Source organism: Nocardioides kongjuensis (assembly GCF_013409625.1).
Lineage (GTDB): Bacteria > Actinomycetota > Actinomycetes > Propionibacteriales > Nocardioidaceae > Nocardioides > Nocardioides kongjuensis.
Window position 1 is genome coordinate 3,751,188 of the sequence record NZ_JACCBF010000001.1, and the last position, 19,939, is coordinate 3,771,126.

Consider the following 19,939-nt stretch of genomic DNA (forward strand, 5'->3'; position numbering starts at 1 on the left):
CTGACGACCAGGACGGCCTAGAGGTCCTTCGGGAGCCGTGCGGCGAGCAGCGCACCGACCGCCGCCGCGACCGCACCCCAGCCGTAGGCCAGCGCGTAGCCGGCGGCGGACCCGGCCTGCACCGCCAGCAGGGCGCCGATCACGGCGCTCGAGACGGACGCGCCGATCATCCGCATCAAGGTGTTGAGGCCGTTGGCCGCACCGACCGCCGCGGGGGCGGTGAGCCGGACGACGAGGAACGGCAGGGTCGCGAACGACAGGCCGATGCCCACCCCGATGACGACCGACGCGGCGACCACCGCGGCCGGCCAGGAGGCGGTGGCGGCGGAGGCGGCGTACCCGGTGCTGCTGCAGACGAGGCCTGCCGCGAGCGCCCACCGGGCGCCGCGGCGCTCGACCAGCCAGGACCCGAGCGGTGCGGCGAGCATCATCGCGACGCCCGCGGGGACCAGGCACAGCCCGGCCACGAGGACGCCGGCGGCGCTGCCGTCGACCGGGTGCTGCAGCAGCACGGGGAGCACCAGCACGTGGGTGAACATCGCGACGCCGGCGAGCACCGAGGCGGACTGGACCAGCGCCATCCGGGGCTCGGTGGCCGAGTCGAGGTCGACGAGCGGATCCGTCGTACGCCGCTCCCAGCGCCACCAGCCGGCCAGCACGAGCAGACCGCCGGCGGCGCAGCCCATCGTCGGCGCACCGGCCCAGCCCCAGCGGCCGCCGTTGGTGACGGCGAGCAGGGCGGCGGTGAGGCCGACCGAGAGGAGCACGCACCCGATGCCGTCGAACCTTGCCCTCCTGCTCGCCCGGTCGCTCGCCCGGTCGGCGGGCGCGTGGGACGGGAGCACGACGACGACGGCGGCGGTGACGAGGAGGCCGAGCCCGGCCGCGACCCAGAACACCACGGTCCAGTCCGCGACGGCGGCGACCAGCCCGGAGAAGGCGACGCCGCCCGCCGTGCCGATGCCCATGGTGGCGCTGATCAGCGCGGCACCGCGCTGCAGGCCGACGCCGACGGCGATCTCGGCGAGCGCGCTGATGCCGAGCGGGATGACCGCGCTCGACGCGCCCTGCAACGCGCGCCCGGCGAGCAGCAGCGGGTAGCTCCCACCGCTCGCGCACAGCACGCTGCCGAGCGTCGTCGCGACCAGGCAGCAGACGAGCACCCGCTTGCGACCGACGATGTCGGCGAGGCGGCCGCTGACCGGCGTCGCCACCGCCGCGGCGACCAGGCACACGGTCATCGCCCAGGACGCGGCCTCACCACCGACGTCGAGCCGCGCGGGCAGGTCGCCGAGCAGCGGGATGAGCAGTGCCTGCGACAGGATCCCGACCAGGCCGGCGGCGGCCAGCACCGCGACGACCGGCCGCAGCCGGACCGCCGGGGCCGCGGACGCCGCGGCGGTGGTCACGCGAAGAGGGCGCGCGCGCCGTCGATCGCCGTACCGCGTCCGGTGTCGACGCGGAACGAGCCGTCCGCCCACACCGGGACGGTGAGGTGCTCCCCCGGGAAGACGGGGCTGCTGAACCGTCCCTCGAGCAGGGTCAGGTCGGCCGGCGACGCCCCCTGTGCCTCGGCGACGGCGAGGACGGCGGCCGAGAGGGTCGCGAGGCCGTGCAGGATCGGCCGCGGCTGGCCGATCCGCTCCGCCGCGACAGGGTCGATGTGGATGTGGTGGCGGTCGCCGGTGAGCCGGTAGAGCGCGGCGGCGTTGGCCGCGACGTCGAGGCCGACGGTCGCGATCGGGTCACCCTCGGGACCGGACGTGCGACCGGGGCCGCGCTCGCCGCCGAAGCCACCCCGGCCGGGCGCGAAGATCGACCAGGTGGCCCGGACGTACTCGCACTCGACGACGACCTCGAAGACCGCGGCCGCGCCCTTGTCCCACACGTTGCCGACCCGCGCCTGCATCAGCGTGGCGCCGCTCGGCGGCATCGGCGCGAGCACCTCGAGCCTCTGGGAGCCGTGCAGCGCCGTGCCGACGTCGAAGGCGCCGGCCGACCCGAGCACGTCGGGCGCCCACTGGGCGAGGGTCAGCGCGAAGGTCGGCAGCACCTTCAGGTCGCGCTCGAAGACGAGGTCGAGTCGCTCGGCGGGAGCACCCACCGCGAGCGCGAACAGGATCGCGTCGCGCTCGTCCCAGCTGACCTCACGCTCCCCGAGGGGCCGTCCGGCCCAGTCAGCGGTGTCGGTCACATCGAGGTCGGCCTGCGTCGTCATCCTGCTACGATACCAAGCAAACGCTAGGTTTGTACGACGACCCCGGGGAGCTGCCATGAGCGACGAGACCACGACCACCGAGCCGGTGGTGACGTACGACGTCCGCGACGGCGTCGCGTACGTGACCCTCAACCGGCCCGAGTACGCCAACGCGCAGAACTCCAAGGTCACCTACGCCCTCGACCAGGCCTTCACCGACGCGGTCAACGACGACGCGGTGAAGGTGATCGTGCTCGGCGGCAACGGCAGGCACTTCTGCGGCGGGCACGACATCGGCACCCCGGGCCGCGACATCCACGAGTCGTTCGAGCGCAAGGCCGTCATCTGGTGGGACCACGTCGGCGCGCAGGGCGTCGACGCCCGCTTCGCCCGCGAGTCCGAGGTCTACCTCGGCATGTGCCGCCGCTGGCGCGAGATCCCCAAGCCGGTCATCGCGAAGGTGCAGGGCGCCTGTGTCGCCGGCGGCCTGATGCTCGCCTGGATCTGCGACTTCATCATCGCCTCCGACGATGCCTTCTTCCAGGACCCGGTGGTCAAGATGGGCATCCCCGGCGTCGAGTACTTCGCGCACCCGTGGGTGATGAACCCGCGCGCCGCCAAGGAGTTCCTCTACACCGGCGGCCGGTTCGACGCCCGCCGCGCCCACGAGCTCGGCATGGTCAACCACGTCGTCCCCCGCCCCGAGCTGGACGCCGCCGTCGACGAGATGGCCCGCCGCATCGCCGCCATGCCCCGCCTCGGCCTGGCCCTGACCAAGAAGGCGATCAACCAGGCCGAGGACCTGATGGGCCAGCGCGCCGGGATGGACTCCGTCTTCGGCCTCCACCACGCCGCCCACTCCCACAACGCCGAGGTCACCGTCGACTCGCTCGCAGGGCTCGACGCCGCCGCCATGGCGGAGTCGAACAAGAGGGACGCCGGCGAGCTGTAGCAGCCGTGCCGCCCGGTCGTCCGGGCCACCACGGGCCCAGGGCGTCAGCCGACCTGGACGAACAGCCCGCGCGCCTCGACGGTCGCGACCTCACCGCACCACAGCGCCCCGACGGTCTCGACCTTCCGTCCGCTGCGCCCGACGATGTCGCCGGTGATCCGCAGCGGCACGTCGAGCCGGGTGGCGGCGCGGTAGTCGACCGTCAGCGACGCGGTGACGGCGCGGACGCCGTGGTGCTGGACCAGGCTCGAGAGGAGCACGTCGAGGAGCAGGGCGCCGACGCCACCGTGCAGCTTGCCGGGTGGGCCGGCGTACGCCTTGCCGAGCCCGTCCGGGATCGTCGCGGTGGCCCGGCCGTCCTCGAAGACCATGGTCAGGCCCGGCAGGGCGGGATTGTCGAGGTGCCAGCCGTAGTGGGTGGCGCCGACCGCCTCGTCGTACGGCGTCCGGGGGACGTCCTCCAGCTGCCGCTCCCTCAGCAGCTTCGTCAGCTCCCGCGCCGATGCGGCCGCCTGCGCCAGGTCCGGGTCGTCGACGTCGGTGACGGCCACGGCCGAGGCGAGCTCGCGCACGGCCTCAGCGAGGTCACGACGCGCGTTCACCGCGACTCCCGCTCCGCCCGCAGCTCGTGCAGCGGCCGGCTCACCGAGGCGTCGGTGCTGACCCGCGGCCGGTCCGCCTCCTCGGCCTCCAGCGGCGCCACCTCCCGCATCCTCGCGAGCGAGCGCTCGGCCAGCTGTCGGTAGACGTCGGGGCCGTTGGACTTCCACGCGAGCTGCGCCTCGTCGAGCTCGCGGAGCACCTTCGCCGGGCTGCCGAGCACCAACGAGCGCGGCGGGGCGACGAAGCCCGCGCTCACCACGCTTCCCGCGCCGACGAGGGAGTCCTCGCCGATCCGGGCGCCGTCCATCACGACGGAGTTCATCCCGACCAGGACCCGGGGCTCGAGCACGCAGCCGTGCAGGATCGCGCCGTGGCCGACGTGGCTGCCCTCACCGAGGATGCAGTCGGCACCGGGATAGACGTGCACGGTGCAGGAGTCCTGGACGTTGGAGCCGGCCTCGATCCGGATCCGCCCGAAGTCACCACGCAGGCTGGCCGAGGGGCCGATGTAGCACCCGGCGCCGATGATCACGTCGCCGATCACGTCGGCAGACGGGTGCACGTAGGACGTCGGGTCGCAGACCGGGACGACACCGTCGATCTCGTAGAACGGCATGGTCAGGCCTTCATCCCACCATCGACCACGAAGTCCTGGCCGGTGCAGTAGCTCGCCGCGTCGCTGAGGAGGAAGGTCACCATCGCGCTGATCTCGTGCGGGCGCGCCGCGCGCGGGACCGGCAGCGTCGCGACGACCCCGCCGCCCTGGCGCGAGGCCTCCGACAGCATCGCGGTGTCGGCCGCGCCCGGCAGCACGCAGTTGACCCGGATGCCCCGCTCGCCGCCGAGGTCGATCGCGGCAGCCCGGCTGACACCGCGCAGGGCGAATTTCGAGGCGCCGTACGCACTGCTTCCCGGCCACGCCGCGAGTCCGGCGACGGAGGCGATGTTGACGATCGCGCTGCCCGGGCGCATGTGCGGCGCAACCGCCTGCATGCCGTGGACCGCGCCCATCACGTTGACCTGGAAGTGTCCCTCGAACATCTCCGGCGAGGTCTCGAGGAAGTGTGCGTACTCGCACCGGCCGGCGTTGTTGACCAGGCCGTCGACACGGCCGTACGTCTCGACGACGAACGCCACGAGCTCGGCCCAGGCATCGGGCGAGGTGACGTCGAGAGCAGCGGACGCGTGCTGCTCCCCCAGCGCGGCGGCCACCTCGGCCACGCCGTCGGCGGCGAGGTCGGTCGCCACGACGGTGGCGCCGGCCTGCGCAAGGGTGCGGGCGTGGGCGGCGCCGAGCCCGCGGCTGGCACCGGTGACCACGACGACCTTGTCGGTCAGGTCGACGAGAGGGTGGGGTGCGGTGTCCGGCATGTTCATCTCCTCAGGGTTTCACATGAACCAAGCGCTTGCTAGGTTTCGTTCATGACGACGATCCATCACGTGGGCATCACGGTCAGCGACATGGAGCGGTCCCTCGCGTTCTACGAGGACCTGCTGGGCGGCGGTCGGCTCGGGCCGTACGAGCGGAGCGGACCCCGCATCGACGCGGTCACCGGGTACCCGGGAGTCGTCGTGCGGCAGGCGTTCGTCCGCGCCCAGGAGGGCACGACCGTGGTCGAGCTGCTGCAGTACGACGGTGGGTCGGACGTCGTCCTCGATCCCGACAACGGCAGCGTGGGCGCTGCCCACGTCGCGATCGCGGTGACCGACCTCGACGGCACGCTCGCTCGCCTGCGCGCCGCGGGGACCACGGTCCTGTCGGACCCGATCGTGGCGAGCGAGCCGATGGCGGGGTACCGCGTGGTCTACGTGCTCGACCCCGACCGGGTCCGCGTGGAGCTGGTCGAACCGCCGGCTCATGCCTGATCCGCGCCCGACAGACGTGCGAGCTCGTCCTCGGTGAGGACGAGCGTCGCCGCCTGCACCGAGTCGAGGACCGACTCCGGCCGGCTGGCCCCGGGGATCGGCACGATCCACGGCGAGCGGGCGAGCTGCCAGGCGAGCGCGACCTGCTGCGGGCTGACCCCTCGCGCCTGAGCCACCTCGGCGAACGGCGCGAAGGACGAGCCGAGCGACTTCGCCTCGCGCATGCCCCCGAAGGGACCCCAGGACAGGAAGGTCAGGCCCAGCTCGGCGCACACGTCGATCTCCGGCTCGCTGCCGCGCGCCAGTGGCGAGTACTCGTTCTGCACCGACACCAGCGCGTCCCCGACGACCTCGGCCGCGAGGCGGATCTGGTCGGCGTCCGCGTTGGAGATGCCGACCCGGGCGACGATGCCGTCGTCCACCAGGCTGCGCAACGCCTCCATCGACTCGCGGTACGCACGCCGCGGGTCGGGACGGTGGTGCTGGTAGAGCGGGATGACGTCGAGACCGAGGCGCTCCCGGGAGGCGAGCGCAGCGGACCGCAGGTGTTCACGACTGCCGTCGATCCACCAGGTCAGGCCGTCGCGGGTGTGCCCGCCCTTGGTGGCGATCACGATGTCGTCGAGGGGGCCGCCCCACGACCGCAGCGCCCCCATCAGTGCGCGCTCGTTGACGCCGTAGGCGCCGACGGTGTCGTGGCCGGTCGGGCCGTAGACGTCGGCCGTGTCGAACAGGGTGACCCCCGCGTCGAGCGCGGCGTGCACCGCACGGGTCCCGCGCTCGACATCGCTCTCGGGCGTCTGGGTCAGCGTCATCGCACCGAACCCGATCGCCGAGACCTCGAGGTCGCCGAGCCGCCGCTTCGGCAGGGTGCTCACCTTCCCACCGCCGTCCAGCCGCCGTCGACGGGCAGGCAGACCCCTGTCGTGAAGGTGGCGTCGAGCAGCAGGTGCACGATCTCGCGCGCGATCTCCTCCGGAGCACACAGCCGCCCGAGCGGCGTGCGCGCCTCGACCGGACCGACGTCGTACCCGTCGTCGACCATGTCCTGCACCATCGGCGTCAGGGTGTGGCCGGGGGCGACGGCGTTGACCCGGATGTCCAGGCCCGCCCACTCGATCGCGAGGTTCTCCGTGAGCTGGCGGACCGCAGCCTTGGCGACGCCGTAGTCGGACTGGTTCACCCACCCCCGGTACGCCGTCGTCGACGCCAGGGTCACCACGGACCCGCCCCGTGTCGCATCGAGCTCCACCAGGCGCCGAGCGACGGCGGTCGCAGTCAGCAGGGTGCCGACGACGTGGACGTCGAGCATCCGCCGCACGCCGGCGGGGTCGAGCTCCAGGGCAGGGCGGTAGGCGCCGCGGATGCCGTGGCTGGCGACCAGGTGACGCACCACGCCGCGCTCCCCCTCGGCGGCACGCACTGCAGCCGCCACCGCGTCGGCGTCGGTCACGTCGAGCTCGCAGTGCCCGACGTCCCCACGCGCAGGCACGGCCAGGTCCCAGACGGTCACGGCGTGCCCGCGCTCGCGCAGCCGGTCGACGACCGCCGCTCCGATCCCGCTCGCCCCGCCCGTCACCACCACGTGTCCGGTCACCGGTCCACCTCTCTACCAAGCGTTTGCTTGCTGTGATGCAATCACCGCGGCGACCCGGCCGCAAGGGCAGTCCCCTCCAGTGGCACTGCCGAGCGTCCACAGGTACAGTCGCCACCAAGCAAGCGCTAGGTATGGAGGACTGATGGCGGACAAGACCATGCAGCTGACCGACGTGGCGAGCCACGTGCGGTCGGGCATGACCATCGGCATCGGCGGCTGGGGGTCACGGCGCAAGCCGATGGCACTGGTCCGCGAGCTGCTGCGCAGCGACGTGACCGATCTGACCGTCGTCACCTTCGGCGGCCCCGACGTGGGCATGCTCTGCGCCGCGGGCAAGGTCAGGCGACTGGTCTACGGCTTCGTCTCGCTCGACAGCATCCCGCTCGACCCGCACTTCCGGGCCGCGCGCGAGGCCGGGACCGTGCAGACGACGGAGTACGACGAGGGCATGTTCGTCGCCGCCCTGCGCGCCGGCGCCAGCCGGCTGAGCTTCCTGCCGACCCGCGCCGGACTCGCCTCCGACGTGCTCACGATGAACCCGCACCTCAAGACCGTGGCGTCGCCGTACGACGACGAGGTCTACGTCGCCGTCCCGGGTGTCCGGATGGACCTCGCGCTGATCCACCTCAACCGCGCGGACGCGGCCGGCAACGGGCAGTACCTCGGCCCCGACCCGTACTTCGACGACCTGTACGCCATGGCGGCCGACCGCACCATCATGAGCGTCGAGAGCATCGTCCCGACCGAGGAGCTGACCGCGACCGCCGCACCGCAGACGCTGCTGGTCAGCCGGATGTTCGTCTCGGGCGTCGTCGAGGCGCCGGGCGGCGCCGGGTTCACCAGCTGCGAGCCGGACTACGGCCGCGACGAGGCCTCCCAGCGCGCGTACGCGGAGGCCGCACGCGACCCGGAGGCCTGGGCCGCGTTCGAGAAGACCTACCTCGAGGAGAGCACCCGATGAGCGAGAACGCCGACGTCACCCGCGCCGAGGTCTGCGTCGTCGCCTGCGCCGACGCCTGGCGCGGCTCCGGCGAGATCCTGGCCCACGCAGTCGGCCTCGTGCCGACGATCAGCGCCCGGCTCGCCAAGCTGACCTTCGAGCCCGACCTGGTCCTCACCGACGGCGACTGCTTCTTGATGAGCGAACCGCCGCCACTTGGTCGCAACGCCTCCGCCGGCGGGACGGTCGAGTCATGGGCGCCGTTCCGCCGGGTCTTCGAGATCCTGGCGACCGGCCGGCGCCACAGCATGATGGGCGCCAGCCAGGTCGACCGCTACGGCAACCAGAACATCTCCTCGATCGGCGACTGGCGCAAGCCGACCCGGCAGCTCATCGGCGTACGCGGTGCACCCGGCAACACGGTCAACCACCGCACCGACTACTGGGTCAGCAACCACAGCGCCCGGGTCTTCGTCGAGGCCGTCGACGTCGTCTCCGGGGTCGGCAACGACCGGGCCCGCGCCCACCGGGGCAGCGCGCTGCGCTTCCACGACCTCGGCGTGGTCGTCACCGACCTGGCCGTCCTCGACTACGACGACGAGGGCCGGCTCAAGGTGCGCTCGCTCCACCCGGGCGTCACGGCCCAGGAGGTCGCGGAGAACACCGGCTTCGCGATCGACACCAGCAACGCCGCCACGACGCGGCTGCCCACGGCCGAGGAGCTCGAGCTGATCCGCACGGTCCTGGACCCGAAGGGTCTGCGCGACAAGGAGGTACGACGCTGAGCGCGTCGTCCTCGCGTCACCGAGGCCGCTCAGGCGAGCAGGCCGCCGTGGAGCATCTCGAGGTACTGGTCGGCGACGGTGCGGTGCTGCAGGCGGCCGCGCGGGTTGTACCAGCGCACGGTCGACCAGATGGCGTCGCGGATGAAGCGGTAGGTGATGCCCGGGTCGAGGTCGGCGCGGAAGTCCTCCTCGGCCTGCCCCTGCTTGAGCACGCCGAGCCAGACCTTCTCCACGTCGAGGCTCGCCTTGTGGACGAAGGCGAACTCGGGCGTCGTGGCCAGCAGGGCCGACTCGTTCTGGTAGAGCGCGACCGCGAACGGCACCCGGTGGATGGTCTCGAAGGAGTTGTAGATCAGCCCGTCCAGAGCCTCGCGCGGGGTCTGGCCCCGCTCGGCGATGTCGCGGATCTCGCTCAGCAGGTTGCCCATGAAGTCCCGGAGGATCTCCGTGAGCATGGCCTCCTTCGAGTCGAAGTGGTGGTAGAGGCTGCCCGACAGGATTCCCGCCTCGTCGGCGATGTCGCGCACCGTCGTCTGCGAGTAGCCGCGCGTCGCGAACATCTCCGCCGCGATCGCCAGGAGCTGGGCGCGCCGGGACGACCCCGCGCCATTGCTGCGGCGCCGACCGCCGCGGGCCGTAGCCTCGTTGTTGCTGCTCGCCATGACCTGATCCTTTCCCACGGTCCCTCTCGCCGGACACACGGGCCGGCCGGGACGGGCAGGACTACAGTACCTAACAAGCACTTGTTCACGAGGAGTCTCGCCTGATGGCAGCACGGACCATTCCCGCCCTCCTGGCCCAGGGGGCCGCGACCCACGGCAGCCACCCCGCCGTCGTCGACGGTGGCACCACCGTGACCTACGAGGGCCTGCGGGACCTCGCCGTGGCCGCCGCCCGCTCCTTCCGTGCCATCGGCGTGGAGCCGGGCGACCGGGTCGCGATCTGGGCGCCGAACCGGGTCGAGTTCATCGTGGCGCTCCTGGGAGCGCAGTACATCGGTGCTTCCGTCGTGCCGCTCAACACGCGCTACCGCGGGCACGAGGCGCAGGTCGTGCTGCAGCGCTCGCGTGCGGTCGCGCTCGTCCTGTGCGACGGGTTCCTGACGACCGACTACTCCGCGATGCTGATGGAGGCCGGGGGCGAGGAGCCGGGGCCCGTCGTACCCGGCCTGCCGCACCTGCGCACCCTCGTCGACGTCAACTCCGCCGGCCGGGCGGGCACGCTCCCGTGGGTCGACTTCCTCGCCCTCGGCGAGCGGGTGTCGGTCGAGGAGGTCGAGAAGCTCGCGGCCGAGGTCACCCCCGACACCGTATGCGACATCCTCTACACCTCCGGCACGACCGGCATCCCCAAGGGCGTGATGAGCACGCACGCCCAGACCATCGGCGTCGCCGAGGTGTGGGCCGACGGCGCCTCGTTGTCCCCGCAGGACCGCTACGCGATCGTCAACCCGTTCTTCCACGGCTTCGGCTACAAGGCCGGCGTGATCACCTCGCTCACCGCCGGCACGACGATCTACCCGGTCGTCACCTTCGACCCGGTCGCGCTCATGCAGCTCGTGCAGGACGAGAGGATCACGGTGCTCCCCGGAGCGCCGACCATCTTCATCACGCTGATCAACCACGAGCGTCGGACCGACTTCGACCTCTCGTCGCTGCGCTTCGCCATCGCCGGCGCGACCTCCGTGCCGGAGACCCTGTTCGAGCAGATGCTCGACATCCTCGGCTTCGACACCGTCGCCCAGGCCTACGGGCTCACCGAGTGCGTCGTCGCCACCGTGTCGCGCCGCAACGAGGACCCGCGCCACATCGCCGAGACCACCGGCCCGGGCGTCCCCGGCATCGAGGTCCGGGTGGTCGGCGGCGACGGCAATGACGTCGAGGTCGGCACCGACGGCGAGGTGTGGCTGCGCGGCGACAACGTCATGCTCGGCTACTTCGAGGACCCCGAGGCCACGGCGGCCGCGATCGACGAGGACGGCTGGTTCCACACCGGCGACATCGGCCGCCTCGACGAGCACGGCTGCCTGAAGATCACCGACCGGATCAAGGACATGTTCATCACGGGCGGCTTCAACGTCTACCCCGCCGAGGTCGAGAACGTCCTGGCCACCCACCCCGCCGTCATGGAGAGCGCCGTGATCGGTGTCCCCGACGACCGGATGGGCGCCGTCGGCGCGGCCCACGTCGTCCTCCGCCCCGGCAGCTCCGCGACGCCCGAGGAGCTGATCGCCTGGGTGCGTGAGCGGCTCGCCAACTTCAAGGTCCCGCGCGACGTGGTGCTCGAGGAGGCGCTGCCCCGCAACGCCAGCGGCAAGGTGTTGAAGACGGACCTGCGACAGGGCTGAGCTCCGAGCTCCACGGACTCCGTCACTATCTCTCAAACCAAGCAAGTGCTAGGTTGTCTCCATGGCGACCGACGCACGCGTCGCGGACGGCGGGCCGGGCCCGGCGCTCCACTCGACGACCTTCCGACTGAGCTACGCCGACACCGATCCGGCCGGGATCCTCTACTACGGGGCGTGGTTCCCGTGGATGGAGCGGATGCAGAGCGAGTGGTTCTGGCTCAACGACCTGCGCCAGGACGAGCTCAAGGAGCGCCACGGGTTCTGGACGGTCACCGCCCACACGGCGTGCGACTACCTCGAGGCGGTCGGGCTGTTCGACGAGATCCGGATCGAGCTGCGGCTCGGGGCGGTCGGCCGGCGCTCCTTCGAGATGCTGCACCGCATGGTGCGCACCGCTGACGACAAGGTCGTCGCGCGAGCGCGGATCCGGATCGTCGCCGTCTCCCCCGGCATCGACTCGGTCGAGATCCCTGCACTGCTCCGCCGCCACCTCGACGCCTGGGCGCAGGGCGCCCGCCTCACCCCCACGAACAGCGACCAGCCCACGGAGGCCACCGCATGAGCTACGGAACCACCCTCGTCACCGGCGCGACCGGCGGTCTCGGCGCGGAGATCTGCCGCCGCCTCGCCGAGGACGGAGCGGAGCTGCTCCTCCTGCACCGGCGTACGGCGCCCGACGCACTCGTCGCCGAGCTCGGCAGCAGTGTCCGGGGCACGCGGCAGTGCGAGCTCAGCGCCGCCGCGTCGGTCGCTCAGGCGATCGGCGAGCTGGAGGCCGAGCACGGCCGGGTCCACACAGTCGTGCACGCGGCCGGCCCGCACGTGCCGATGGTCCACCTCTCGAAGGTCACCCCGGAGCAGTTCGCCACCCAGGTGGACCAGGACGTCGTCGCGTTCTTCAACCTGGCCCACGCGGTGCTGCCGTCGCTGCGCGCGACGCAGGGCTCGCTGACGGCGGTCACCACGGCCGCGACCGTGCGCTACCCCGTGCGCGACGGCCTCTCCTCGACGCCGAAGGCAGCGGTCGAGGCGCTCGCGCGCGGCCTCGCCGCGGAGGAGGGTCGGTTCGGCGTGCGCGTCAACTGCGTCGGGCCCGGCATGCTCACCGACGGCATGGCCGAGCGCCTGATCGCCGACGGCGACCTCGACGAGCGCGCGCTCGACGTCGCGCGGACCAACATCCCCCTGCGCAGGTTCGGCACGGCGGCCGACATCGCCGAGGCCGTCGCGTTCCTGGCCAGCGAGCGGGCCGGGTTCATCACCGGCCAGAAGCTCGACATCGACGGCGGCTACGGCGTCTGAGGAGACCGCGATGACCAACGACACGATCAACCTGGGCTTCACCCCCGGCGATGCCGTCATCGTCACCGGTGCCGGCAGCGGCATCGGCCGCGCGGTCGCGCTCGGCGCCCTCGATGCCGGCCTGCGGGTCAGCGGTTGGGACCTGCGTCCCGACGGACTCGGCGAGCTCGCCGACAAGGGCATCCACACGGCCGTCTGCGACGTCGCCGACGCCACCGCCCGCACCACCGCGCTGGCCCGGACCACCGAGGCGCTCGGCGGCGTGCCGCGCTACCTCGTCAACAACGCCGGCCCGTCCTCGCAGGTCCCGCTCGACTTCGAGGAGGCCGTGCGGATCAGCGTCGGGAGCGTGCGGGGCCTGACCCAGGACTGGCTCGACGCGGGTACGCCGGCCGGTGCCGCCATGGTCGTGACGGCGTCGGTCGCCGGCAACAGGGTCGGCACGGAGAGCGACTGGTACTCCGCGTCGAAGGCAGCCGTCATGGGCTACGTGCGCCACCTCGCGGCCCACAAGGCCGACCGGATCCGCGCCAACGGCATCGGGCCCGGCATGACCGACACCCCGCGACTGGCTGGCTTCGCCCAGTCCGACATGGGCCACCACATCCTCGGCCGGGTGCCGCTGAAGCGGATGGGGCGGCCCGAGGAGATGGCCTGGCCGATCCTCTTCCTGCTCTCGCCGCTGGCGTCGTACGTCAACGGCGTCTTCCTGCCCGTCGACGGCGGCTGGACGATCACGCAGTAGAGCTGCCCAGCCAGCCCGAGCGCTCCGGAGGGCGCAGCTCGCGCAGGGTCCGGGCCCGCTCCTCGAAGAGCTGGGCTGCCCGCTCGGGGTCGGTGAAGCACCAGAACTCGCCACGGGCCACGGCCGCGAGGAGCAGCGACGCCGCCCGGGCAGGGTCCATGCCCTGCTCCTGGATCGACGCCGCCATCGCGGCGAACGTGGCCCGTGCGAGGTCGTCCACCGGCTCCGTCCCCCGGCGGACGTCGTCGAAGATCCGGGTCCGCACCCAGCCGGGCAGCAGCGCGGAGACCTGCACCGGAGCGTCGGCGGCGCGCAGCTCGAGGTCGAGGCACTGGACCAGGGCGAGCACCGCCTGCTTGCTGGCGATGTACGCCGACTGGTACGGCAGGGTGGTCACCGAACCCACCGAGGCGACGACGGCCAGCACGCCGGGACGCTCCTGGTCGGTCATCCGCCGCACGGACGAGCGCGCGCAGTGGAACGCGCCGTCGGTGTTGACGGCGAGCACGCGACGCCACTGCTCGGGCGTCGTGTCCCAGACCCGGTCGCCGGACTCGATGCCTGCGTTGGCGACGACGAGGTCGACGTTCCCGTGCTGCTCCCACGCCGAGGCGAACAGCGCGTCCACCGCGTGGCCGTCGGCGACGTCGAGCAGGTGCGCCTCGGCACTGCCGCCGCCGGCCACGCAGGCGGTCGCGACCGCGGTCGCCCGCTCCCTGTCCACGTCGGTGACGAGGACGTGCGCGCCGCTCGCGGCGAGCTCGACGGCCATCGCCTCGCCGAGTCCCGACCCCGCGCCGGTCACCAGCGCGACGCCTCCTGCGAACCGGTCCGCCACTGCTGCGCCCATCAGTCCTCCTGGTCGTGGTCCCCCAGGTGCTCGGCGAGCATCCTGCGCACCGTGGCGCGCGAGAGCTTTCCCGTGGTCGTGTGCGGCAGGGCGTCCATCCAGACCACGGTGTCGGGCACCTCGTACCCGGCCAGTACAGCCCGCGCCTGCGCCAGCACCGCCGCGTCGTTCCGCCCATCGGCATCCACGCCCTCTGCGGGTACGGCGACCGCGACCAGCCGGTGCCCGCGCCGCGGGTCGGGCACGCCCACGACCGCCACCTGGGCGACGTACGGCGACCGAGCAAGTGCCTGCTCGACTCGAACCGGATCGACGTTGAACCCCGAGACGACGAGCTGGTCGTCGACGCGCCCGGTGATGCAGAGGGTCCCGTCGGGGTGGAGGTGGCCCTCGTCGCCGGTGACCAGCCAACCGTCGGCGTCCGTGGGCACGGCCACCTGGTAGCCGCGGGTCAGCACCCGACCCCGCGCGCCGGGCGGGACCGGAGAACCCAGGGCATCGACCACGACGACCTCGACGCCGGGGACGACGGTCATCGGGGCGTGGCCGGCGTCGGCCAGGCGACCGATGTCCGGGCAGATCGCGACGGTGCCGCAGGTCTGCGTGAGCCCGTAGCCGGACGACACCCGCGGGATCCCGGCGCGGTCGGCCAGCGGCAGCAGGGCGTCCGGCCGCACCTCAGTCGCGCCGGTCATGAACAGCCGCACCTGGGGCCCCAGCCCGTCGCCGCCGAGCACGGCGCCCGCGAGGTCGTGCAGCAATGCGGGTGGTCCCGCGACGATCGTCGCCCCCGACTCCCGCACCAGCCCGGGCAGGGCCCTCGGGTCGCGCTCGGGCACGAGTCGCAGCGACGCGCCCGTCAGCAGCGCCAGCACCAGCAGGCCGTTGAAGCCGAACGAGTGGGCCAGCGGCACCACACCCAGCAGCCGGTCGCCGCGGCCGACGTCGAGCATGACCGCCACGTCGCCGTACAGCCGCACCAGGACGTCGTGGTCCATCGGGACCGTGCTCCGGTGCCCCGCCGTTCCGGAGGTCGCCAGCACCACGGCGGGCCCCGGCGACCGCACCCCACGCGGATCGGCCGACTCCAGGTCGATCTCGCGACCGGTCGGCACGGGGTGCGGAGGACAGGCCAGTCCGAGGTCGAGCTCGCCCGCGACGGGGACCTCGGCAACGACGACCCGGGCGCCGACGCGCGCGGCGTACTCCTGCCTGGACGCGACCGGCTCCTCGGCACCGAGGGGCGCGAGGGTCGCGCCGAGCAGGTGGACCCCGGCGGCGACGAGCACCCACTCGACGGTGTTCCGGGCCTGCAGCACGACGACGTCCCCGGGCCCGACGCCGGCTTCCGCGAGCGCGGCGCCGACCGCACGAGCACGCGGCAGCAGCTCCGCCCAGGTCAGCCAGCCCCGGCCGTCGTCCACGGCCGGGTCGTCGGGATGCGTGCGGGCACGGTCGAACCACAGTTCGGCGAGGGACGCAAGCACGTGTCCCACCCTGCCGGTGACTCGTTGGTAGGTCACGCCGGGTATCACCCCTTGGCCAACCAAGCGCTCGTCCGGGCGGGTCAGATATACCTATTAGGCATAGTTCGAACCGCTACCAGAACGCTAGGATGAGGCCGTGCCGACCAAGGGAACCGACGTGCCGTCGGACGACGCTGCGCCCCCGCTCCCCCCGACCGGGTGGGCGGTCCTCGGCCTGCTCTCGTTCGGGGAGGAGCTGTCCGGCTACGACCTCAAGCGCTGGGCGGACTGGAGCCTGAAGTTCTTCTACTGGTCGCCGTCGTTCTCCCAGATCTACGGCGAGCTGCGTCGGCTCGAGAAGCTCGGCCTGGCGAGCTCGCGGATCGAGAACCGCGACGACGTCCGCGGCAAGCGGATGTACCAGATCACCGACGCCGGCCAGAGCGCCCTGCGCGACTGGGCCGCCGACGACCACGTCGACCCCGTGGTCCTCAAGCACGGCGTGATGCTGCGCCTGTGGCTCGGCCACCTCTCCGACCCCGATCGGCTGCGCCGCGTGCTCGCCGAGCACCGCGACCAGTCCGAGCGGATGCGGGTGCGCGCCGAGGCCGACCGCGAGGGCGCGACCGCCGAGCCGGGCTGGGCGTTCCCGGAGCTGGTGTTGCGCTGGTCCGAGCGCTACTACGCCGACGAGCGCGACCGCGCCGAGCTGATGCTCGCCGAGCTCGACGAGGCGTCGCGCACCTGGAGCACGTCGTCCGCGGCCGAGGCCCGGCGTACGTCGGCAGAGCTGCGGCAGCACCGCGGCTAGGAGGGAGGCGGCGATGACGGAGACGACGACACGGCTGGGCGTCCTCGAGCGCGCGACCATGATCCTCGACGCGTTCGACGACGCGCCGGGGCCCCTCGGGCTCGACGACATCGCCGAGATCACCGAGCTCCCACGCACCACCGTCTTCCGCCTGCTGACGACGCTGCGGGACCTCGGCTGGGTCCATCACGACCGCCGCGGCTACACGCCGGGCCGGCGGTTGAGCGCGACCAGCAGCGAGGGCGAGCACCTCGACCTGCGCGCTGCTGCGTCGGTCGCGCTCAACGAGCTCCAGCTCGCCACCGACGCCGTCGTCCACCTCTCGGTCCTCGACGGCGCGATCGTGCACTACCTCGACAAGGTCGGCGGAGCGCGCGCCACGACCATCCCGTCCCGTGTCGGCGGCCGGATCATCGCCACCGACTCGGTGAGCGGCCTGGCCATGCTGGCTGCCCTCCCGCCCGAGCACGTCGACGCCCTCGTCGGGCACCTCGACCGCACCCCGGGCGGGCTCGAGTCGGTCCACCACGAGCTGGCCGCCGTACGACGCCGCAAGGGGATCGCGATCCTCGACGGCCTGCCCGGCACCGGCATCAGCTCGATGGCGACCGTGATCCCGGGCCCGCGCGGGCCCCGCCCGCTCGCCGCCATCTCCGTGGTCCGGCGCGGCCACCTGCCCCTTCCCGTGGTCGGCCCGCTGCTGCTCGCCGCCGCGCGCACGACCAGCCGCACGCTGTACCCGGACTGGGTCCCCGCCAAGCGCAGCGCCGTCCTCCGCCTGGCCTGAGAGCACGCCGACCCGGCAGGAAGTTGCGCCGGGTCGGCGCCGACCCGGCGCAACTTCGTGCCGGGTCGGCGTCGGGGGTCAGCCGGCGGTCTTGCCGAAGTAGGCGTCCTGCAGGAGCGTCATGTCGCTGACCTCGCTGGCGGGCGAGGAGAGCATCGTGCGGCCCATGTCGAGGACGGTGACGTGGTCGGCGATCGCGAACGACGCCTCGACCGCCTGCTCGACCAGGAGGATGCCGATGCCGGTCTCCTTGAGCTGGTGGACGCGCTCCATCACCTCGTTGACGATGACCGGGGCGAGGCCGCCGGACGGCTCGTCGAGCATGAGCAGCCGAGGCTGGGCCATCAGCGCCTGCCCGATGGCGAGCATCTGCTGCTGGCCACCGGACATGCTGGCGGCGGGAAGCGCCCGCTTCTCGGCGAGGATCGGGAACAGCTCGTAGATCCGCTCGACCTCGGAGCGCAGCTCGGCCCGCTTCATCCTGCGGGTGTAGCCGCCGAGGAGCAGGTTCTGCTCGATCGTCTGCGAGTGGAAGACGCGCTTGCCCTCCTGCACGTAGGCGATCCCCTGCCGCACCCGCTGGTGCGCGGGCACCTTGGCGAGCGACTCCCCGCGGTAGGTGACCTCGCCGGCGACGATCCTGTTCAGGCCGCTGATCGCGCGGATCGTGGTGGTCTTGCCCGCGCCGTTGCGGCCGAGGAGGACGGTGATCTCACCGGCCCGTACGTCGAACGACACGTCCCACACGACCCGCAGGTCGCCGTACCCGGTGCCGAGGCCGCGGACCTCGAGCAGCAGCTCGTTCGTCTTCGCGGAGCTGTCGGTGCTCATCGGTCCGCCCCTTCCGCCACTGCGTCGTCGAGCACGTCGGCCAGCACCACGTGCGGCGCCGACGGCGCGTCGGGGTCGATGCCGAGGTACTCGCTCATCACCCGCTCGTTGTTCTGGATCTCCTCCGGCGTGCCCTTGGCCATCAGCTCGCCGTGGGCGAGTGCGACGATCTCGTCGGCCAGCGAGAGCACGAGCTGGAAGTTGTGCTCGACCAGGACGACGGTGCCGCCCGCGTCGCGCACCCGGCGGATCACCTCGGCGAGCCGCTCGACCTCGTCCTCGTCCAGTCCGGACGCGGTCTCGTCGAGCAGCAGCACGCCCGGGTTGCTGATCAGGCAGCGCGCCACCTCCAGCAGCCGGCGCTGGCCCAGGGGCAGTGCGGTCGCCTCGGCGTTCTCGAGGTGCCGGATGCCGACCAGGTCGAGCACCCGGTCCGCCTCGAGGAGGTCGCCCCTGCGGACCTTGCGGTAGCGCGGCAGGCGGAGCACGGCCTCGAGGACGGTGGCCCGGTGGCCGGCGTACCGACCCGCCATCACTGCCTCGCGCACGGTGATGCCCTCCGGGATGTTGGGCGTCTGGAAGGTGCGCGCGACACCGGTGCGGGCCACCCGGTCCGGGCCCATCCGCTGCAGCTGGCGGTCGTCGAGGGCGATCACGCCCGCGTCGGTGCGGTAGAAGCCGCAGATCATGTTGAGCAGCGTGGTCTTGCCCGAGCCGTTGGGCCCGATCAGCGCGGTCACGCGGCCGGGCGTCGCGGTCAGGTCGACACCCTTGAGCGCCTGGTTGCCGCCGAACGCCTTGGCGACGCCCTCGACCTTGAGCACCTTGCCGGGTACGGCGGGCACCTCGTCGCCCGCGGTGGCGGCGCGGTCGGCCGGAGCCGCCGTGGGGTCCTCGGCGAGCACCCTGCGCCACAGCGCGCGGGCCAGGCCGGACAGGCCGCCGGTGAGCAGCACGCCGCCGACGATGAGGAACGCGCCGGTGACGACCAGCGAGTACTTCTGGAAGTCGGTCGACTGGTTGAGGCCGAACTGCAGGATGAACGCGCCGAAGACGGCGCCGTACACGCTGGCCGAACCGCCGAGCACCGAGGCCGCCAGGATCGTGGTGGCGACCGTGAAGCCGAAGGCCTCGGGCGAGATGTACAGGTCCAGGCTGGCGAACAGCGCACCGGCCAGCCCGGCCGGGACGGCACCGAGGGCGTAGGCCATCAGCTTCATCCGGAACACGTTGATGCCCATGGAGGCGGCCAGGACGGGGCTCTGCTTGAGCACCCGCAGCGCGGTGCCGTGCCGGGAGACGGCGATGTTGCGCATCACCGCGAACCAGGCGACGGTCACGATCGCGATGACCATGAAGTAGTCCTCGGGCGTGAGCATCCGGCCGAACAGCGTCGGCGAGAGGATGCCGCTGAGGCCGTTGCGGCCGCCGGTGTCCTCCTTGAAGATCGCGATCACGTCGGGCAGCAGCAGCACGAGGAAGAACGAGGTCATCGCGAGCGACCAGCTGCCCAGGCGCAGCCCGGGGATGCCGGTCAGGACGCCGACCAGCAGCGCCGCGAGGCCGGCCGCGACCAGCTGCAGCGCGATGTCGGTGTGGCCGTGCACGGAGAGCAGGCCGGCCGTGTAGGCGCCGGCGGCGTACATCGCCACCTGGCCGAGCGCGAGCTCACCGGCGAAGCCCAGGCTCAGGTTGAGGCCGCTGACCAGCAGCGACAGGATCATCGCCAGCTGGAGCTGACGGACGATGGAGTACTCGAGGTTGAAGTACGGCACCAGGATCAGCACGATCCCCAGCGCCAGGGGGACGGTCCAGAGCGGACCGCCCGCGACACGACGGGCGAGAGCCGGAGCAGCCATC

At 72.5% G+C, this 19,939-nt stretch carries 22 protein-coding genes; 10 read left to right on the plus strand and 12 right to left on the minus strand.

Annotated features, from left to right (window positions below; translation table 11 throughout):
• Positions 1–17 precede the first annotated feature (17 nt).
• Positions 18–1,409, minus strand: a complete 1,392-nt coding sequence (locus BJ958_RS18015) for an MFS transporter (protein ID WP_179728274.1) — start codon at positions 1,407–1,409, stop codon at positions 18–20.
• Positions 1,406–2,218 carry a MaoC/PaaZ C-terminal domain-containing protein gene (locus tag BJ958_RS18020; RefSeq protein WP_179728275.1) on the minus strand — a complete coding sequence of 271 codons (813 nt, stop codon included), beginning with the start codon at positions 2,216–2,218 and terminating at the stop codon, positions 1,406–1,408. The genes BJ958_RS18015 and BJ958_RS18020 overlap by 4 nt, the downstream gene beginning before the upstream one ends.
• 55 nt (positions 2,219–2,273) lie before the next feature.
• On the opposite strand from BJ958_RS18020, the gene BJ958_RS18025 reads away from it, so the two are divergent.
• Positions 2,274–3,149: an enoyl-CoA hydratase gene (locus BJ958_RS18025; RefSeq protein ID WP_179728276.1), complete on the plus strand. Its 876-nt coding sequence runs from the start codon at positions 2,274–2,276 to the stop codon at positions 3,147–3,149.
• A gap of 44 nt (positions 3,150–3,193) precedes the next feature.
• Here the strand turns inward: BJ958_RS18025 and BJ958_RS29135 are convergent, their stop codons facing one another.
• The 3 genes from BJ958_RS29135 to BJ958_RS18040 are packed head-to-tail and all read right to left on the minus strand — an operon-like array spanning position 3,194 to position 5,123.
• The gene (locus BJ958_RS29135) at positions 3,194–3,751 is read right to left on the minus strand and encodes a hotdog domain-containing protein (protein ID WP_179728277.1); all 558 of its coding nucleotides are present in this window, start codon (positions 3,749–3,751) and stop codon (positions 3,194–3,196) included.
• On the minus strand, positions 3,748–4,368 hold the full coding sequence (locus BJ958_RS18035) for a gamma carbonic anhydrase family protein (protein ID WP_179728278.1): 621 nt from the start codon (positions 4,366–4,368) through the stop codon (positions 3,748–3,750). Before BJ958_RS18035 ends, BJ958_RS29135 begins: the two co-directional genes overlap by 4 nt.
• Before the next feature lie 2 nt (positions 4,369–4,370).
• A complete protein-coding gene (locus BJ958_RS18040) occupies positions 4,371–5,123 on the minus strand; it encodes an SDR family NAD(P)-dependent oxidoreductase (RefSeq protein WP_179728279.1) in 753 nt (250 codons plus the stop codon).
• 51 nt (positions 5,124–5,174) lie between these two features.
• On the opposite strand from BJ958_RS18040, the gene BJ958_RS18045 reads away from it, so the two are divergent.
• A complete protein-coding gene (locus tag BJ958_RS18045) occupies positions 5,175–5,618 on the plus strand; it encodes a VOC family protein (protein ID WP_179728280.1) in 444 nt (147 codons plus the stop codon).
• On the opposite strand, the gene BJ958_RS18050 is transcribed toward BJ958_RS18045, so the two are convergent.
• On the minus strand, positions 5,609–6,496 hold the full coding sequence (locus tag BJ958_RS18050) for an aldo/keto reductase (RefSeq protein ID WP_343052726.1): 888 nt from the start codon (positions 6,494–6,496) through the stop codon (positions 5,609–5,611). The genes BJ958_RS18045 and BJ958_RS18050 overlap by 10 nt on opposite strands.
• On the minus strand, positions 6,493–7,215 hold the full coding sequence (locus tag BJ958_RS18055; RefSeq protein WP_218865849.1) for an SDR family oxidoreductase: 723 nt from the start codon (positions 7,213–7,215) through the stop codon (positions 6,493–6,495). Before BJ958_RS18055 ends, BJ958_RS18050 begins: the two co-directional genes overlap by 4 nt.
• 142 nt (positions 7,216–7,357) lie before the next feature.
• On the opposite strand from BJ958_RS18055, the gene BJ958_RS18060 reads away from it, so the two are divergent.
• On the plus strand, positions 7,358–8,176 hold the full coding sequence (locus BJ958_RS18060; RefSeq protein ID WP_179728281.1) for a CoA transferase subunit A: 819 nt from the start codon (positions 7,358–7,360) through the stop codon (positions 8,174–8,176).
• Entirely contained in the window at positions 8,173–8,940 is a 768-nt protein-coding gene (locus BJ958_RS18065; protein WP_179728282.1) for a CoA-transferase subunit beta, read from the plus strand. The genes BJ958_RS18060 and BJ958_RS18065 overlap by 4 nt, the downstream gene beginning before the upstream one ends.
• 29 nt (positions 8,941–8,969) lie before the next feature.
• On the opposite strand, the gene BJ958_RS18070 is transcribed toward BJ958_RS18065, so the two are convergent.
• Positions 8,970–9,602: a TetR/AcrR family transcriptional regulator gene (locus tag BJ958_RS18070; protein ID WP_179728283.1), complete on the minus strand. Its 633-nt coding sequence runs from the start codon at positions 9,600–9,602 to the stop codon at positions 8,970–8,972.
• A gap of 104 nt (positions 9,603–9,706) precedes the next feature.
• On the opposite strand from BJ958_RS18070, the gene BJ958_RS18075 reads away from it, so the two are divergent.
• From BJ958_RS18075 to BJ958_RS18090, 4 genes are all read left to right on the plus strand, one after another.
• Positions 9,707–11,287, plus strand: coding sequence for an AMP-binding protein (locus BJ958_RS18075; protein WP_179728284.1), 1,581 nt, complete (start codon positions 9,707–9,709; stop codon positions 11,285–11,287).
• Positions 11,288–11,348: 61 nt separating this feature from the next.
• A complete protein-coding gene (locus tag BJ958_RS18080) occupies positions 11,349–11,849 on the plus strand; it encodes an acyl-CoA thioesterase (protein WP_179728285.1) in 501 nt (166 codons plus the stop codon).
• Positions 11,846–12,589: an SDR family NAD(P)-dependent oxidoreductase gene (locus tag BJ958_RS18085; protein WP_179728286.1), complete on the plus strand. Its 744-nt coding sequence runs from the start codon at positions 11,846–11,848 to the stop codon at positions 12,587–12,589. Before BJ958_RS18080 ends, BJ958_RS18085 begins: the two co-directional genes overlap by 4 nt.
• Positions 12,590–12,599: 10 nt before the next feature.
• Entirely contained in the window at positions 12,600–13,334 is a 735-nt protein-coding gene (locus BJ958_RS18090; RefSeq protein ID WP_179728287.1) for an SDR family NAD(P)-dependent oxidoreductase, read from the plus strand.
• Here the strand turns inward: BJ958_RS18090 and BJ958_RS18095 are convergent.
• Together BJ958_RS18095 and BJ958_RS18100 are read right to left on the minus strand one after the other, a co-directional pair.
• Entirely contained in the window at positions 13,324–14,184 is an 861-nt protein-coding gene (locus BJ958_RS18095) for an SDR family NAD(P)-dependent oxidoreductase (RefSeq protein ID WP_179728288.1), read from the minus strand. The two genes, BJ958_RS18090 and BJ958_RS18095, sit on opposite strands and share 11 nt — an antisense overlap.
• Entirely contained in the window at positions 14,184–15,671 is a 1,488-nt protein-coding gene (locus BJ958_RS18100) for an AMP-binding protein (protein WP_179728289.1), read from the minus strand. The genes BJ958_RS18095 and BJ958_RS18100 overlap by 1 nt, the downstream gene beginning before the upstream one ends.
• Positions 15,672–15,807: 136 nt before the next feature.
• On the opposite strand from BJ958_RS18100, the gene BJ958_RS18105 reads away from it, so the two are divergent.
• On the plus strand, positions 15,808–16,461 hold the full coding sequence (locus BJ958_RS18105; protein WP_218865851.1) for a helix-turn-helix transcriptional regulator: 654 nt from the start codon (positions 15,808–15,810) through the stop codon (positions 16,459–16,461).
• Between the two features lie 13 nt (positions 16,462–16,474).
• Positions 16,475–17,248, plus strand: a complete 774-nt coding sequence (locus BJ958_RS18110) for an IclR family transcriptional regulator (protein WP_179728290.1) — start codon at positions 16,475–16,477, stop codon at positions 17,246–17,248.
• Between the two features lie 78 nt (positions 17,249–17,326).
• Here the strand turns inward: BJ958_RS18110 and BJ958_RS18115 are convergent, their stop codons facing one another.
• Together BJ958_RS18115 and BJ958_RS18120 are read right to left on the minus strand one after the other, a co-directional pair.
• The gene (locus BJ958_RS18115; protein WP_179728291.1) at positions 17,327–18,079 is read right to left on the minus strand and encodes an ABC transporter ATP-binding protein; all 753 of its coding nucleotides are present in this window, start codon (positions 18,077–18,079) and stop codon (positions 17,327–17,329) included.
• Positions 18,076–19,938, minus strand: a complete 1,863-nt coding sequence (locus BJ958_RS18120) for a branched-chain amino acid ABC transporter ATP-binding protein/permease (RefSeq protein WP_179728292.1) — start codon at positions 19,936–19,938, stop codon at positions 18,076–18,078. Before BJ958_RS18120 ends, BJ958_RS18115 begins: the two co-directional genes overlap by 4 nt.
• Position 19,939 lies beyond the last annotated feature (1 nt).